This window comes from Aureispira anguillae (assembly GCF_026000115.1).
GTDB classification, from domain to species: domain Bacteria; phylum Bacteroidota; class Bacteroidia; order Chitinophagales; family Saprospiraceae; genus Aureispira; species Aureispira anguillae.
On record NZ_AP026867.1, the window covers coordinates 6386927 to 6401281 of the forward strand.

At 35.5% G+C, this 14355-nt stretch carries 14 protein-coding genes; 7 read left to right on the top strand and 7 right to left on the bottom strand.

The window, feature by feature from the left end; all coding sequences use genetic code 11:
- Positions 1 to 15: 15 nt before the first annotated feature.
- The 6 genes from AsAng_RS24980 to pheS form a co-directional block, all read right to left on the bottom strand.
- On the bottom strand, positions 16 to 1674 hold the full coding sequence (locus tag AsAng_RS24980; RefSeq protein WP_264789857.1) for a hypothetical protein: 1659 nt from the start codon (positions 1672 to 1674) through the stop codon (positions 16 to 18).
- Positions 1675 to 1877: 203 nt separating this feature from the next.
- A complete protein-coding gene (locus tag AsAng_RS24985; RefSeq protein ID WP_264789858.1) occupies positions 1878 to 2639 on the bottom strand; it encodes an MBL fold metallo-hydrolase in 762 nt (253 codons plus the stop codon).
- A 10-nt stretch (positions 2640 to 2649) separates the two neighbouring features.
- Positions 2650 to 3393 (bottom strand): YiiX/YebB-like N1pC/P60 family cysteine hydrolase, encoded by a 744-nt coding sequence (locus tag AsAng_RS24990; protein WP_264789859.1) that lies wholly within the window; start codon positions 3391 to 3393, stop codon positions 2650 to 2652.
- Positions 3383 to 3814 carry a DUF4878 domain-containing protein gene (locus AsAng_RS24995; RefSeq protein ID WP_264789860.1) on the bottom strand — a complete coding sequence of 144 codons (432 nt, stop codon included), beginning with the start codon at positions 3812 to 3814 and terminating at the stop codon, positions 3383 to 3385. Before AsAng_RS24995 ends, AsAng_RS24990 begins: the two co-directional genes overlap by 11 nt.
- 44 nt (positions 3815 to 3858) lie before the next feature.
- The gene (locus AsAng_RS25000; protein ID WP_264789861.1) at positions 3859 to 4242 is read right to left on the bottom strand and encodes a nuclear transport factor 2 family protein; all 384 of its coding nucleotides are present in this window, start codon (positions 4240 to 4242) and stop codon (positions 3859 to 3861) included.
- A 15-nt stretch (positions 4243 to 4257) separates the two neighbouring features.
- Positions 4258 to 5295, bottom strand: coding sequence for a phenylalanine--tRNA ligase subunit alpha (gene pheS, locus AsAng_RS25005; RefSeq protein ID WP_264789862.1), 1038 nt, complete (start codon positions 5293 to 5295; stop codon positions 4258 to 4260).
- 336 nt (positions 5296 to 5631) lie between these two features.
- Here pheS and AsAng_RS25010 point away from each other — a divergent pair, with 336 nt between their 5' ends.
- The 3 genes from AsAng_RS25010 to AsAng_RS25020 all read left to right on the top strand — a co-directional run bounded on the left by AsAng_RS25010 (position 5632) and on the right by AsAng_RS25020 (position 7997).
- The gene (locus tag AsAng_RS25010; protein WP_264789863.1) at positions 5632 to 6639 is read left to right on the top strand and encodes an SIMPL domain-containing protein; all 1008 of its coding nucleotides are present in this window, start codon (positions 5632 to 5634) and stop codon (positions 6637 to 6639) included.
- A 128-nt stretch (positions 6640 to 6767) separates the two neighbouring features.
- On the top strand, positions 6768 to 6992 hold the full coding sequence (locus AsAng_RS25015; RefSeq protein ID WP_264789864.1) for a hypothetical protein: 225 nt from the start codon (positions 6768 to 6770) through the stop codon (positions 6990 to 6992).
- Between the two features lie 15 nt (positions 6993 to 7007).
- A complete protein-coding gene (locus AsAng_RS25020; protein WP_264789865.1) occupies positions 7008 to 7997 on the top strand; it encodes a DUF6976 family protein in 990 nt (329 codons plus the stop codon).
- 9 nt (positions 7998 to 8006) lie between these two features.
- On the opposite strand, the gene AsAng_RS25025 is transcribed toward AsAng_RS25020, so the two are convergent.
- Complete coding sequence (locus AsAng_RS25025) at positions 8007 to 8846, bottom strand: hypothetical protein (protein WP_264789866.1); 840 nt, start codon at positions 8844 to 8846, stop codon at positions 8007 to 8009.
- Between the two features lie 206 nt (positions 8847 to 9052).
- Between AsAng_RS25025 and AsAng_RS25030 the strand changes: the two genes are divergently transcribed.
- The 4 genes from AsAng_RS25030 to AsAng_RS25045 all read left to right on the top strand — a co-directional run bounded on the left by AsAng_RS25030 (position 9053) and on the right by AsAng_RS25045 (position 14207).
- Positions 9053 to 10099: a helix-turn-helix domain-containing protein gene (locus tag AsAng_RS25030; protein WP_264789867.1), complete on the top strand. Its 1047-nt coding sequence runs from the start codon at positions 9053 to 9055 to the stop codon at positions 10097 to 10099.
- Positions 10096 to 10602 carry a PIN domain-containing protein gene (locus AsAng_RS25035; RefSeq protein WP_264789868.1) on the top strand — a complete coding sequence of 169 codons (507 nt, stop codon included), beginning with the start codon at positions 10096 to 10098 and terminating at the stop codon, positions 10600 to 10602. The genes AsAng_RS25030 and AsAng_RS25035 overlap by 4 nt, the downstream gene beginning before the upstream one ends.
- A gap of 371 nt (positions 10603 to 10973) precedes the next feature.
- Positions 10974 to 12533, top strand: a complete 1560-nt coding sequence (locus AsAng_RS25040; RefSeq protein WP_264789869.1) for a glycine--tRNA ligase — start codon at positions 10974 to 10976, stop codon at positions 12531 to 12533.
- Between the two features lie 294 nt (positions 12534 to 12827).
- Complete coding sequence (locus tag AsAng_RS25045; protein ID WP_264789871.1) at positions 12828 to 14207, top strand: OmpA family protein; 1380 nt, start codon at positions 12828 to 12830, stop codon at positions 14205 to 14207.
- Positions 14208 to 14355: the final 148 nt, after the last annotated feature.

A 14355-nucleotide genomic window follows, 5' to 3' on the forward strand; every position in this document is an offset into this window, starting at 1 on the left:
ACCTAAATGCTGCTTTTATTCTGCTAATTTAGGGGTAGTCGTAATGCTGGTTTTTAGGTCTAAATTGTCAAATTTAGCAACGGAAATTAATGCATCTCTAGCATCGTCATAAGCTACCATAACGGAGTCGCTAACTTCTGTTAGGGGAAATTCGTTAGAAACGATTGATTCGCCCAAAAAGATCTTGTTGGGAACATTGTCTAAGGTGAAGTGATAATAGGTTTTCCCATCAATGAGACTTGATTGAATGCGTTGAACATGACCATAAGTGGCGTAAATCCCCTCTTTTTTGTCTACTACTTTTCCTCCTCTATAAGAACGCAACGCTTCTTCAAGTGTCTCTCCAACTCCAACAATGGAATGATCACGAACAGAAACCATGGCCACCATTTTGATTAACCCTGCTTGATCTTTTAAGGATAAAACATAGGTAGGAACATCATTAATATTATATAAAATAGGGAAAGATCCAACATACTTTTTTTCTTGTACTTTTCCCATTGCAGAACGGCGAGCGGCTTCTTCTGTTGCACCTACTTGTTTGTAGCGAGTGGTTTCTTTTGTTCTAGTATTGACCAATACAAAACCAATGGTTCCTTCTTCTTGCCCTACTGATGTCAATCCTGTATACCAATAAGATTGTTCATCTTTGCCATAAACTAAGGACATTCCTTTAGTGGTTGTTTTTTTGTCTAAATTAGAAAAGTTCCAATAACCATGAATGTATTCTCCCCAATATTCTAATTGTTCTTGTACCATTTCCATCGGTTGAATGCGGTCGATCCATTTGGGGGCTGTTTCTGGGGTGTATTCATCAATTTTTCCTGTTTCTGCATTCACAACCGCAACACCATAAGCATTCATACCACTAAAACCAACTTCATGGGTATAAAGTGTTACCACCCAGTAGGGGGTTCCTTCATCATCAATTTCAAAGGTATAATCTGTTAATCCTGTTGTTAGGTAGCCGTGAAGATAAAGATGGCGATGTAAGTTGCTACCAAAATAAGCTTCTGGCTGATATTTGACCTTAACATTGCTGACCAACTCTACTTGTGGATCGGAAGTAGCCGATACTTTGATGTAAGCAGGAGTCCCCGAACGGTTATTAAACCATTTAAAAAATCCAGAATGTAGTAAAGGAGCGACCCAAAATAATTCACCATTGACATTTTGAATTCTAAAATCACCTACATAGGCTTGACTACCTAAGGTACGTTCTTGTCCTGGTAATTCTTGCCCCAATACTTTATCTCCCAAACGATGTGCCACCTGTTGGTCGATAATACGAATTTTATCTAAATCAACGGGCGGAATTTCGGCGGCGAAGTTCTCACTTAATTTAATTTCGCCAATTAATTCATGATAAGCAGTTGCTCGAAAACCTTCCCAAGTAGCAATACTGATGACCATAATATAGAGTACCGTAAGTACTGCTGTAAGTATAGAGAGTTTAAATAAAATTGTTTTTCGTTTGTTAATTACCCGCAATTCAATAACCATAACGGTTAGGGCAATAAAAAAGATCCCTACAGGCAAGCCTGCAAACCACATATTGAGGACAGGCATATTCATATAGAGATAAACGGGAGCAATTATTAATAGGAATAAACCATATAACACTTGGGCTATACGATTTAGAATAGAAGTCGGCTGGTTGGTTGTTGTACTCATCTTGAATTGTCTGATGTTTGTGTTAAACTAGAATGAATAATATAAAATAAATAATGGGTTGTATAATGATTCGATGGGTATTGATAGAACAGAAAAGGCATGAAATTGGTTTCATTAAGCGATTTCTTACTTCAAAAATAAGTTTTCTTTTGATAACTTTCCTAAGTACTCGGTCGCTAAAAAATGCAAAATAGTTTAGCTTGTTATAGGTTGATTATTAAACCGTCATAAGCAATTTTTATATTTGAAGGTAATAATTGTTCTATAGCTTTATGAGGTCCCATTTTATGGCTTAGGTGTGTAAAATATGCCTTGGGAATGCCAAGTTGTTGCACAAAATGGATGGACTCATTTAGGGTGGAATGGGAATGGTGTTGGTGATGTTGCAAGGCACTAATGACTAAGGTTTTTACCCCTTTTAACTTAATAACTTCGGTTTCACTTATGGTTTTAAAATCCGTAAGGTAGGCAAAATCCCCAATTCTAAACCCTAAAATAGGAAGTTGACCATGGAGAATTTCTATTGGTATAATTGGAATGCCCGCCACGGAAAAACTCCTGTCTTTAGAAATCAGTTGTTGTTGTACTTGAGGAACTCCAGGGTAGCTGGCCTCAAATATATAAGCATATCGTTGGGTAAGGGCTTTGTGAACAGCAGCAGTAGCATAAATAGGCATATCCATTTCATACCTAAAGTTAAATGGACGGATGTCATCTAAACCTGCAATGTGATCACTGTGTTCATGAGTAATTAATATTGCATCAATTTGTTCCGTACCCGCTCTAAGCATTTGTTGACGAAAATCAGGTCCTACATCTACAACAATTGTTTTTCCTTCTACTTCTATTTGTATAGAAACACGTAGTCTATTATCTCTGGGATCAGAGGAAGTACAAGCCTCACAATCACAACCAATCACAGGAATGCCTTGTGAAGTTCCCGTACCTAAAAAAGTGACTTTCATGATTCGGTTTTTAATTATTATTAAGCTCAAAATGGTTAAAAATAAGCTCAAAATGAGTACTATCAAAAAAATTGTCCATACTTAATACATCAATGGTGTTTTTAGCAGTTCGTTTGGGGAGCAAATCTTCTTGAAATACCGTTAAAAAAATATCTCGCATCATTTCAATACAATAAAGGGATTTACTATTGCCATCATCAAAACTTAGATCAAAAGGAACTTGTTGAATCAGTAAGCGATTGGCTTGACTTAGCACCTCTTCCACCTTTTTAGCATCATATTTAAGCCGAACAAGCACTAGACTATTCTTTTGACTTTGCTGTAAATAATTGCTTAACGGCTCTACAAGCATTCCATTTGTTGTATTGTTAGAAAGCGTGTGCAAGACTTTGGGGCTAGCACTATTGGTTTGAATAAGAAATGCACAATGGGTAACAGGATATTTTTCTTGTAAAAAATCAGCGATATAGTCGCTCATTGCTCCATGCCCCTTACGCAAAAGAATATCTCCATCCTTTAATTGTTGCAATTCAAATTCTGATAAGGTATCGGGGCTAAAAATAGTCTTGTTTTTGCTGCCAAAAAGCAAATACTGAATGGGGTTGGGGCTAGTGCTGTCCCATTTTGTAGTACTTGTTATTCTTTTGGAGGAGACAAGGTTGGGAGAGGGATTACAAGATAGGTAGAAGCAAGAAAGGACTACTGTCAACAGTAGTCCTTTCTTGATGAAGTGGAGCGTTGGTTTATTGTTCAACAGTTGATTCTTTAGGCTGGTCAATCAACCATTTGCCGCCCTCTTTTATTAGGACAATATCTTTGCAATTCTCTGTAATCTCTTCACAACAATTGCAAGTTGTTTTGTCCTCACTTGTTGTTTTGCAAGTGATCTTAATATTTTGGCTTAAATCAATGCCTCCAAACAGCGCAGCAATTTGATCCTCTTTGTTCATTTGCTTAAGCATCTCAATGCGTGTTTTCATAAAATCCATTACGGCATCTGTCGTATTGGAAGTAAATTCTTTGGCACCTTGAAAGTCATTGGCTTTTATTTTTTCAATAAAACCGTTCATCGTTTCTTCGGGCGAACGAGCAGGTTCATTGTTCCCTCCTATAGATTCACAACTAGTAAGTGCATAAAGTCCAAATAAGATGGCAATAAAGCATATCGTTTTCATTGATTATATTTTAGTTGGGTGATTATATTTAGTTGTTTAGTCTACTAAAAAGCAAATTCCATTTGTGCAAACCACTTATCATCCTGTTGAATCATTTCTATTGCAATATCATCTTCACTACAACAAAGTTTACAGATAGTAGTACCTTCTTGTTCAGAACAATCTACCTTAGAAATCTCCATTTTAAAAGGGGCAAGCAGCGCCTTTTTCTCTTCTTCATTAATCATCTTTAGATTAGTAGCGAAGTTTTGAATGGACTCTTTGGTAGAGATTGTTCCATAGTGCTTTGCTTTTTCAAAATCACTTGCTTTTAGAGCGTCAAAAAGTCCCCGTACTGCTTCTTCTGGTGTGTTTTGGGCAATATCAGGTGTCCTGTTGCAAGCAACGCAACATAGAAAGGCAATTCCAAGGGATAAAAACAGATGCATAGTTGAACAATATAATTAAAAAATAGCGGTTTTCTTAAATTGTTTTAGGAATCGAACATCATTTTCAAATAATAAACGAATATCATCAATCTGATATTTGAGCATGGCAATACGCTCAACGCCCATTCCAAAAGCAAAACCAGAATATTTATCAGGATCAATACCACAGTTGGTTAAAACGGCAGGATCAACCATACCACAACCCAAGATTTCTAACCATCCCGTTCCTTTTGTTATGCGTTTATCGGTTTCTGTCTCGCAACCCCACCATACATCTACTTCAGCACTTGGCTCTGTAAATGGGAAAAAAGAAGGGCGCATGCGAATTTTAGTAGCACCAAACATCTCTTTGGCAAAGTAGTAAATGGTCTGACGCAAATCTGCAAAACTTACCTTCTCGGCAATATACAAACCTTCTACTTGATGAAATTGGCAATGAGCTCTAGATGAAATGGTTTCATTTCTATAAACACGACCAGGCGCTATAATGCGAATAGGAGGCTTCTGGTTCATCATAACATGAGATTGAACAGAAGAAGTATGCGTACGCAACAAACGGCTAGGATCGTTCATAATATAATAGGTATCCTGCATATCACGAGCAGGATGATCTGGTGGGGTGTTCAACGCCGTAAAGTTGTGCCAGTCATCTTCTATTTCACTATCCTCTGCAACGGTAAAACCAAGGCGATCAAAAATTTCAATCATTTGATTGAGTACTAAAGAGACAGGATGGCGAGAACCTAATTCTAATGCCTCAGCAGGAGCCGTTAAGTCAATTTCTTCTACCTGATTGGCTGCTTGTGCCGTTAATTGTTGGTTAACAGTATTAAATTTAGCCTCTGCTGCTTGCTTGACCACGTTGAGTAATTGCCCATATTCTTTTTTGCGCTCATTAGGAATATCACGAATCGCCCCAAATAAAGGCTTAATGATATTTTTGGTGCCCAAATACTGGATACGAAAAGCTTCTAAGGCTTCTTTATTATCAATTGTAGTGGCTTCGATAGCCTCTTTTATTTCTTTTACTTTATCAAATGCTTCAATTACCATAAAGCTAGTTGGTTATTTCTATATTATTAATGAATAGTACAAATTTAGCTTTTTCTTTATCGAATGTCAAAAAAGACACTACTCATTCTACATTGAATGGTTCTTTTTATTGTTTTTCAACCAAAGGCAGCCAAATATAGTTTCTTAATTAAAAGCTTTCTGTGGAATAAGTACGGAATTATTCTAAGCTAAAAATAGTATAATTGATCTTTTCTCTGTATTTTAAAATGGAATAATACTCCCCAAGATAGAGCCCAAAAGCTTAAACGTAATAGTAGAGCACTAGGACCTATTATCAGGAAATAAATCCTCAATAACTTTATTAAAAATAACTTTATGAATTACCAATCCTTCAAGCACTGTAATTTATTGATTTTAGCATGTTGTATCCTTTTTAATGTAGCAGGAACGGCTCAAAAAAGCGGGAATGTCAATCGATCTTTAGGAAATGTTAATTATAATAATAATGATTATAGTCCTAATCATCAAGTGCCTCAAGATGTATTGCCACAGGCTCGAATGACAGGGGGACGGATGGTAGAGTTAGATGTTCAGTTGTTAAGCAACCAAAAAGCAGATAATTATGTTGCTATTTTTAACCTGACTCAAATGGGCAAAACGGTAGAAGAAACCAATAAAATATTAACCGATCGATACAATGGATTTGCCCAAGAGTTGCAATCCGTTGGGGTGCCTAAGGATGCGATTTACTTAGACATGGTTACCTTTGTTCCTTTGTATGAATACGAAAAAGAAAAAAAGCTTTTTTCTAAAACACACAATGAAGTGCCCAAAGGCTTTGAAATGCAACAAAATGTTCACATCAAATATAAAGAGGCTAGCATGATGACTAAAATCATGGCGGTTGCAGCAAAATATGAAATTTTTGACTTAGTAAAAGTAGATTATTTTGTGGATAATCAAGAGGCGGTTTATGTTGAAATGCGAGAAAAAGCAGTGGATCATTTGGTTAAAGAGATTGAACTCTATGTTGAGAAGTTGGGGGTTGATTTGGAGAGTGGTTATCGTATTGTGGCAGAGAACAAAAGTGTGAGCTTTCCGCTAGATCGCTATTCTAGTTACAATGCATTCTCTAATGTGTCCTTAGGTGGAACGCCAGAAAAAGGAAAAGTATTAGATATGTATAAGCCCAAAACGATGTATTATGATAAGGTAGCCTATGATCAATTTGATATTGTGATAAACCCTACAATTTTGGAGCCTGCTATACAGTTTATGTATAATATGAAAATACAAATAGCGATAAAAGACCCTAGTTTGCCCAAAAAAGAACACTTTTGGCTAACACCTGATGGCGATATTCTTCCTGTTAAAATGGATTAATATTTTATGGGTAAATATACAATGTATTTAAGGCTGTTTTATCGGTTTTTAAAGGGCTCTGTTTTTTTGAATTCTCAAAAAAATGAATTAGATTTAATAGACTACTAATAAAATAATCTAGATGAAAAATGGTACCAAACACAGATCAACAAGAGTGGGAGGATTTGTTAACAAAAAAGGAGGAACCTAAACTTAAGAGTTTATCCTTGCAGCTAAAACTTGCTTCCCTAAAAGCAAACATCAAAATAGAAAAAATACTGCTATCTGACGCAATTGAAGAATTACATGCTTATTGTAGCAGGAATGAAAAATTGTATGCAAAAGACCTAAAAATTATTTTTGAAAACTACTAAATACCCTTGATGAGTATGGAAAATAAATTAATGTCCGTTCAGGAGACCAATCAGCTTATAAATTCAGGACATATTCTTGTTATTGCTGGAGAAGAAGAAGTGCTCAACAAACTGAACACTGGCGATTGGATAGGGGGAACAATTCCTTATTTTATGAACGGCGAATCAGGGGGAGTGGTTGACCAAGAGCAAGTTTTTGTAACTGACTTTACAGCGGTAGTTGCTCAGGCTAAAATTCAGGTTTATAATGAGGAGCAAATTACTAAAACGATGTTAGAAGATCGTTTTAAAGATGGATTTAGCTATGTTCTATTGCCCGCATTTTCATCGATTCATCAAACCTATGCTTTAAAAACAGGGGAAGAACCTACCTTGTTTGATGTGCCTACAATGGGCTGGATTACAGGGGTGCATTTGGATGATATTGGAACAAAAACTCCCAAAGTGATTAATGGAAAAACAGGAGAGGTTCTTAGTGACAAAGGTTGTGTATTGCATTGCCAGTTGCCTACAGACAAATATGGTGAGTTGAGCATTGTTAATATCTACGAGCAGGGGCTTGGGGATAAAATTACCTTTAAGGAAGATGATTTTTCATGTTCAGATTGTTGGATAAATGGAGAACCTGCTAATCTTGCCGATTATTATGTGAAAAACGAAATAGATGTTTCTTTACCACTTGTGGCGGATTACTCAGGGGCTTCTATTAATGTGAGTATTCAAAGTGTCGATGCAGAAACTGGGAAGGTGGCATTTTTTGCTCCTGTTCTGAATACCCGAGAGTATCACATTGCAAAGCCTATTGACGATTTATATGCTGCGTTTTGTGGCGATTTGCCTGAGGATACCTCTGGTGTGGTTTGTTCTTGTAATTGCGTGTTAAATTATGTCAATATAGGAATGAAAGGAAAACTTTCAGGCAAATTTACAGGACCGTTTACTTTTGGCGAAATTGCTTATGTTTTGGTGAATCAAACGATGGTGGTTTTATCAATCCATGAATAAGCATGGAACTTAATCAACAACTTGATAAATAAGAGGACCCGTTTCTGCTGTGCTGATTGACACTAGATCCGTAAAAACAACAATTAGGCTTATGGTGAAGGTTTGTCCTGCTTTAAGTTGCTTAATAAATTGTTTTTGTTCTTCGGAAAAAAATGAATTGATTTCATTTTCAAGGAAGTAGAGCTCGCTAGATGGAATTTCATTATTTTGAGCATCCACAATGATTATATGGCTTATGGCACGATCCAAATTAGTAAACAGGTTTTTGATCGGTCTGTTTTCTTCACAAAATCGTATTAAGGAATCTCTTTGAATCCCTCCATCTTTTACAAAACTCTTGATCAGTTGGAGGGGCTGATGCAAGTGTCTTAGATCTTTTTTTTGGCTAGTTAGTCTATAAAAAGGTAGAAAGGCTTTTTTGCCAACTGGTTTTAAGCAAATTAATCCTTTTTTGTAAAAAAAAGAAGTCTCATTAGGGTCGTCATCTCGCCAGCCCCAAAAACCCTCTAAGTAGTCATGGTATGCTGTCCAAATTTGATTTTTAGGAGCAAAATAATTAGCTCTGCCACAAAGATCAATTCCTTTTCTTTTTAGTAATTCCGCATTAAAAGAATAGGTGTTATTCAGTAAAGCAATGGTTACGAGTTCATCAAAGCTATAGCAATCGTTGTTATAACTGCGAAAAAAACAGGCTTTAGAATGAAGACTCTTAATAAGTGAGTCATTGAATATGGCACAGTATTCTTCCGTTGTAATCGTAGCATATTCTAATGTATCAATCTTCATGGTATCTTGGCAAAAGCAATAGGAAGAGAGGCAAAAACAAGTGATAAAAAATAAAAATCTCATAAGCGCATTATTTGGGGGATTGGATGGAGTTGTGCAAGTTTTATTTCTATTGTAAATAGTATTAACTGACGCTTTAGTTTTCCGAATAAAAAAAATCTCTGCAAGCAAAAAACAAAATTTTATAAAAAAACATCAAATATTCCAACTTTGTAGTTTACAAATTCGTATAATTGATTGGATTTGTAAACCATTTAATCAAATTTTGAATGAAAGAAACTTTTGGAAAAAGACTTAAAAGTGCAAGACTCCTGTCATTAATGTCTCAAGATAATCTTGTGTCAGCTATTGATGGAATTGTATCTAAAAATGCAATTTCAAAATACGAAAGAGGAGAAATGATGCCTAATAGTAAGGTACTCATTAAGCTTGCTTTTGCTCTTTCTGTAAAACCTGATTATTTCTTCAGACCCTTTACAGTTGAAATAGAAAGTGTTGAATTTCGAAAAAAAAGCCGCCTAGGAAAAAAGAAAATAAATGCTATAAAACAAAAAGTTACAAATCATGTAGAAAAATATTTAGAAATTGAAAAATTGCTTGATATTCCTTTTCGTTTTGATAATCCTATCGCAAAGTTTCAAATAAACTCTGGAGAAGATATAGAAAAAGCTGTATATACCCTCCTTGATGAATGGAAACTTGGTTTTAATGCATTACCTAATATAATTGATCTTTTAGAAGAAAAAGAATTGAAAGTAATTGAGTTGGATGAAAATGATAGCTTTGATGGTCTTTCGGGATGGGCTGATGGTAAATATCCTATTATAGTGATTAATAAAAATTACCCTATCGAAAGAAAACGCTTTACAGCATTACATGAATTAGGGCATCTATTAATGAGTTTCAATCCTAATCTCAATCATAAAGACATAGAAAAATTTTGTCATCGTTTTGCAGGAGCAATATTAATTCCTGAAGAGACATTTATTTCTGAATTGGGAAAAAGAAGAACTCGAATTTCAGTTCCAGAATTAATTTCAATTAAAGAATCATATGGCATTTCAATACAAGCTACAATGGCAAGAGCTTTTCATTTAGATATTATAAATGAACATGTATATATTAAATTCAGAAAATACATTAGTAGAAATCTAACTGAAAAAGGCTTAGGACAATATCAAGGAAAAGAACACTCTAATCGTTTTAAAAAGCTAGTGTATAGAGCTGCTGCGGAGGGGGTTGTGTCTGTTAGTAAGGCTGCGAATTTATCTAATATGAAATTAGCTCTATTCCGTGACGAACTCAAATACTTATGAATATAGTAGTAAATGACGCTAACATTTTGATTGACTTAGTCGAACTTGAACTTTTAGTTCAATTTTTTGAATTAGATTTTGAATTTTATACTACAGATTTAGTTTTTGAAGAATTACATGAACATCAGCAAGATGCCTTATCTTCATACATAGATAATGGGAGTCTAATAGTTAATGAGTTTTCTGATGAAGAATTGATTGAGATAAACTTGATAAATGCAGAAAGACCAAGATTATCCCAACAGGATTGCTCTGCATTTTATCAGGCAAGAGAATTAGGAGCTACATTGCTTACAAGTGATAATATATTAAGAAAATTTGCTAATGAAAATAAAGTCAATGTTCATGGACACTTATGGGTTTTCGATTGTATGGTAAGTGCAGAAACGCTCTCTCCTTTTGATGCTTCAGAAAAACTTGATGAACTTTGCAATGATGTAAACCCTAGACTTTCGTTACCTCAGACTGAATGTGAAAATAGAAAAATACTTTGGTCAAGTTAACTTGAAAGTCAATAGGTGATAATTTATATATGTCTATCTTTACTATTTGCAGAGGCTAAAATGTCTCATTTGCTCTCGCCTAGCAAAATCACAGATTTTGCTAGCTTGTGGAGCTTAGATTTTGTCCTTTGTGTGGTCGCATGGCATATATAGGGACATTATAGCCCATCAAATTTTAGATAGTTATATGAGTTTAAAAAAAGAGGATTAAAAATGAACTTTATGGTTAAACCTGATGTTCTATAAGCTTAGTGAATAAAAATAACTCGAAAGTGCAGGTATAAAATAAGCCAGCACTTTCGTTTTTTTTTATAAAATACTATTTTTGTTGTCAATAAACTTTAATCATTATAAAAATAGAGCATAGCATTATGGCTAAGGAACAAAATACACAATTTCAGGATGTTGTTTCACATTGTAAAAAATTAGGATTCATCTATCAATCTAGTGAAATTTATGGCGGCTTGAGTGCAGTATATGATTATGGTCCTTATGGTATTCTGTTGAAAAACAACATTAAAGAATATTGGTGGAAATCTATGGTGCAAATGCACGAAAACATAGTGGGATTAGATGCTTCTATTTTTATGGATCCTAGGGTCTGGAAAGCGTCTGGGCATGTTGATGCGTTTAATGATCCTTTGGTAGACAACAAAGATTCCAAAAAGCGTTATCGTGCAGACACGCTAATTGAGGATTATATCCAGAATAAAATCCAAAAGAAGATCGATAAAGACGTTGCCAAGGCAGCAAAACGATTTGGCGATGCTTTTGACAAAGCGGAGTTTTTGGCGACCAATCCTAGAATTATTGAGCGTCAAAAGAAGATTGATGAAATCATGAATCGTATGAATACAGCGCTTAACTCAGGGGATTTGGCAGATGTTAAGCAGTTGATTATCGATTTGGAAATTGCTTGCCCTATTTCTGGTTCTAGAGAGTGGACAGATGTACGTCAGTTTAATTTGATGTTTTCTACGCAAGGAGGTGGAGCTACCAGCGATGATGTTTTGTACTTGCGTCCAGAAACAGCACAAGGAATTTTTGTCAATTTCTTAAACGTATTAAATACTTCTCGTCAGAAAATTCCTTTTGGAATTGCACAAATCGGAAAAGCATTTAGAAACGAAATTGTAGCTCGACAGTTTATTTTCCGTATGCGTGAATTCGAACAGATGGAGATGCAATTTTTTGTACGTCCTGGGCAACAAAAGGAGTTTTATGCGTATTGGAAAGAGGCTCGAATGAAGTGGCATCTAGCTTTGGGGACATCACCAGACAAATTGCGTTATCACGATCATGAGACCTTGGCACATTATGCAGATGCAGCATTAGATATTGAGTTTGAATTCCCATTTGGTTTCAAAGAGTTGGAAGGGGTGCATTCTCGTACGGATTTTGATTTGAATGCTCACCAAGAGCTTTCTGGGAAAAAATTGCAGTATTTTGATCCCGAATTGAAAGAAAGTTATGTGCCGTATGTAGTGGAAACATCAGTTGGGTGTGATAGAATGTTTTTGGCAATGATGAGCAATGCTTATCAAGTAGATCAGGTACCAGATGCAAATGGAAATCTAAAAGATCGCACGGTTTTACGGTTACATCCTGCTATTGCACCGATTAAATGTGCCGTTTTGCCCGTTGTAAAAACCAACGAAGCGTTAACCACTAAGGCAAGAGCAATCTTTAATGAAATTAAGTACTCTTTTGAATGTCAATACGATGAAAAAGATACTGTTGGGCGCCGTTATCGTCGTCAAGATCAATTGGGAACGCCTTATTGTATTACAATTGATGAACAAACAGTTGAAGATAATACGGTAACCATTCGAGAAAGAGATAGCATGGAACAAGAACGAATTCATGTAAGTGCCATTGAGCAAAAGATTGGTGAACGAGTAGATATGCGTAATTTATTAAAGCAATTATAAAAAATAAAGGTTAAAACTTTGTTTTGTAGCTTTTTATAAGGGGAAGTCATTTTTAAATGCTAATTTTGTAGGTGGCGTTCGAATGATTGTTCTATTATAAATAAAACTATTTGTTATTTTTGTCGTTAAACAATTTAAATTATTGTTTTGTGATCAGAGCTTATGTTGTATCTTATAGAGGTGTTTATTACTCAAACTCAAAGGAAATACATAAGTTACAGAATAATAACAGTATAGACAAATGGTCATTCTGACAGCTATTTAGCAATCATAAATCAATACAACATATTTACCATGAGATTACACATATTATTTATTTACATCGCCAGCTTTTTGCTATTGGTTGCTTGTGGTTCTACCACTGGAACAACTAGCAATGATACGGTAGCTTCTACTGAAAAAAAGGCTCCAGATGAGGATTATGATGGTGTGCCAAATGATGTTGACCAATGCCCATATATCTTTGGGACGGCTCGTACATTTGGTTGTCCTGATGCAGATGGGGATGGAATTAAAGATTCAGAAGATCGTTGCCCTGATGAGAAAGGTTATGCCAACTTATTAGGCTGTATTGATAGAGATTATGATGGGGTCATTGATCCTGATGATGAATGCCCTGATGCCTATGGTGAACGAGAAACAGGCTGTCCTGATATTGATCCTTCTGATGTAGATGGTGATGGGATCAAAAATGAAGAAGATGAATGCCCTGAATTAAGAGGTTTATTTACCGCAAATGGTTGCCCAGATGGTGATGGCGATGGCACCAAAGATGAATTAGATGCTTGCCCTGATTTATTTGGTGTACCAGAGCATAATGGTTGCCCATTGGCAATTGGTGATATGATGGAGTTGGCTCGACTAAATGGACACCCTGCTAAGGTAAATGGCATTGCTGAAAAAGGTTATTACAAAAGCTATGACGGCAAACTATACGATAGAAATGATATGCGTGTAGATGTTGTATCGGGTGATATTGTAGACCAGAATGGGACTTTTATAACGGCTACTCAAGGTTTTAATATTGATAGAAAAGGTTATATCCGTGATGCCAATGATGGTATTGTCCGAATTGATGAAGAGGGTTATGCCTTTAGCCCAGATGGCTTATTGAGCAAGAAGCAAGTTAATAATGCTGAATCTGGTGGCGGTATTAAATTTGGTAAGGGGACGATTCCTTCTCAAAAAAAGGATGGAATAAACTATACTCCTCAAGGTGGTTCTAACGATAATATTTCTAGTGGAGGGTATGATCCTAGCAATATTTATAACAACCCAAGAAACGAACAAGAATTAACACCAGCTGAATCGGCGAACTGCAATAGAATTAACCTACAAACACTAACGGCTGCTATTTATTTTGATTATGATGCCTCTAAAGCAAATAACAGTTCACTACGTCAATTGAATAGAGTAGTGGATGCCATGCAAAAATGTGCTAAATTAGAATTGCAGGTTGGTGGTTATGCTGATAGTGATGGTAGCGAAAATTATAACTACAAGCTATCTGAAAAACGTGCTAAATCTGTTTTAAAATACATTATGGGACAAGGAATTAGCGATAAGCGTTTGAAGTATAATGCTTATGGAGAAAAATATCCTTTGTCTGATAATAGCACAGATGAAGGAAAGCAACAAAATAGACGTGCAGAAATTCAAGTTACTCGCAAATAGTGATTTATAACGTATACGTTTAATAAAGATAAGAAGGAGATGCAGGCATATAAGTCTTGCATCTCCTTTTTTTTTCTTAGTTTTGAATTTATTTGAACTCTTACAAAAATAATCTCCCCGATATTAATGATCACTAAAAAATCGTGAA

What these genes read in the sequence shown, in the direction of transcription:
- AsAng_RS25010 (WP_264789863.1), top strand. Translation starts at nt 5,632, where the DNA reads ATGAATTACCAATCCTTCAAGCACTGTAATTTATTGATTTTAGCATGT.
- AsAng_RS24980 (WP_264789857.1), bottom strand. Translation starts at nt 1,674, where the DNA reads ATGAGTACAACAACCAACCAGCCGACTTCTATTCTAAATCGTATAGCC.
- AsAng_RS24985 (WP_264789858.1), bottom strand. Translation starts at nt 2,639, where the DNA reads ATGAAAGTCACTTTTTTAGGTACGGGAACTTCACAAGGCATTCCTGTG.
- AsAng_RS25025 (WP_264789866.1), bottom strand. Translation starts at nt 8,846, where the DNA reads ATGAGATTTTTATTTTTTATCACTTGTTTTTGCCTCTCTTCCTATTGC.
- AsAng_RS25015 (WP_264789864.1), top strand. Translation starts at nt 6,768, where the DNA reads ATGGTACCAAACACAGATCAACAAGAGTGGGAGGATTTGTTAACAAAA.
- AsAng_RS24995 (WP_264789860.1), bottom strand. Translation starts at nt 3,814, where the DNA reads ATGAAAACGATATGCTTTATTGCCATCTTATTTGGACTTTATGCACTT.
- AsAng_RS25040 (WP_264789869.1), top strand. Translation starts at nt 10,974, where the DNA reads ATGGCTAAGGAACAAAATACACAATTTCAGGATGTTGTTTCACATTGT.
- pheS (WP_264789862.1), bottom strand. Translation starts at nt 5,295, where the DNA reads ATGGTAATTGAAGCATTTGATAAAGTAAAAGAAATAAAAGAGGCTATC.
- AsAng_RS25030 (WP_264789867.1), top strand. Translation starts at nt 9,053, where the DNA reads ATGAAAGAAACTTTTGGAAAAAGACTTAAAAGTGCAAGACTCCTGTCA.
- AsAng_RS25035 (WP_264789868.1), top strand. Translation starts at nt 10,096, where the DNA reads ATGAATATAGTAGTAAATGACGCTAACATTTTGATTGACTTAGTCGAA.
- AsAng_RS25045 (WP_264789871.1), top strand. Translation starts at nt 12,828, where the DNA reads ATGAGATTACACATATTATTTATTTACATCGCCAGCTTTTTGCTATTG.
- AsAng_RS25000 (WP_264789861.1), bottom strand. Translation starts at nt 4,242, where the DNA reads ATGCATCTGTTTTTATCCCTTGGAATTGCCTTTCTATGTTGCGTTGCT.
- AsAng_RS25020 (WP_264789865.1), top strand. Translation starts at nt 7,008, where the DNA reads ATGGAAAATAAATTAATGTCCGTTCAGGAGACCAATCAGCTTATAAAT.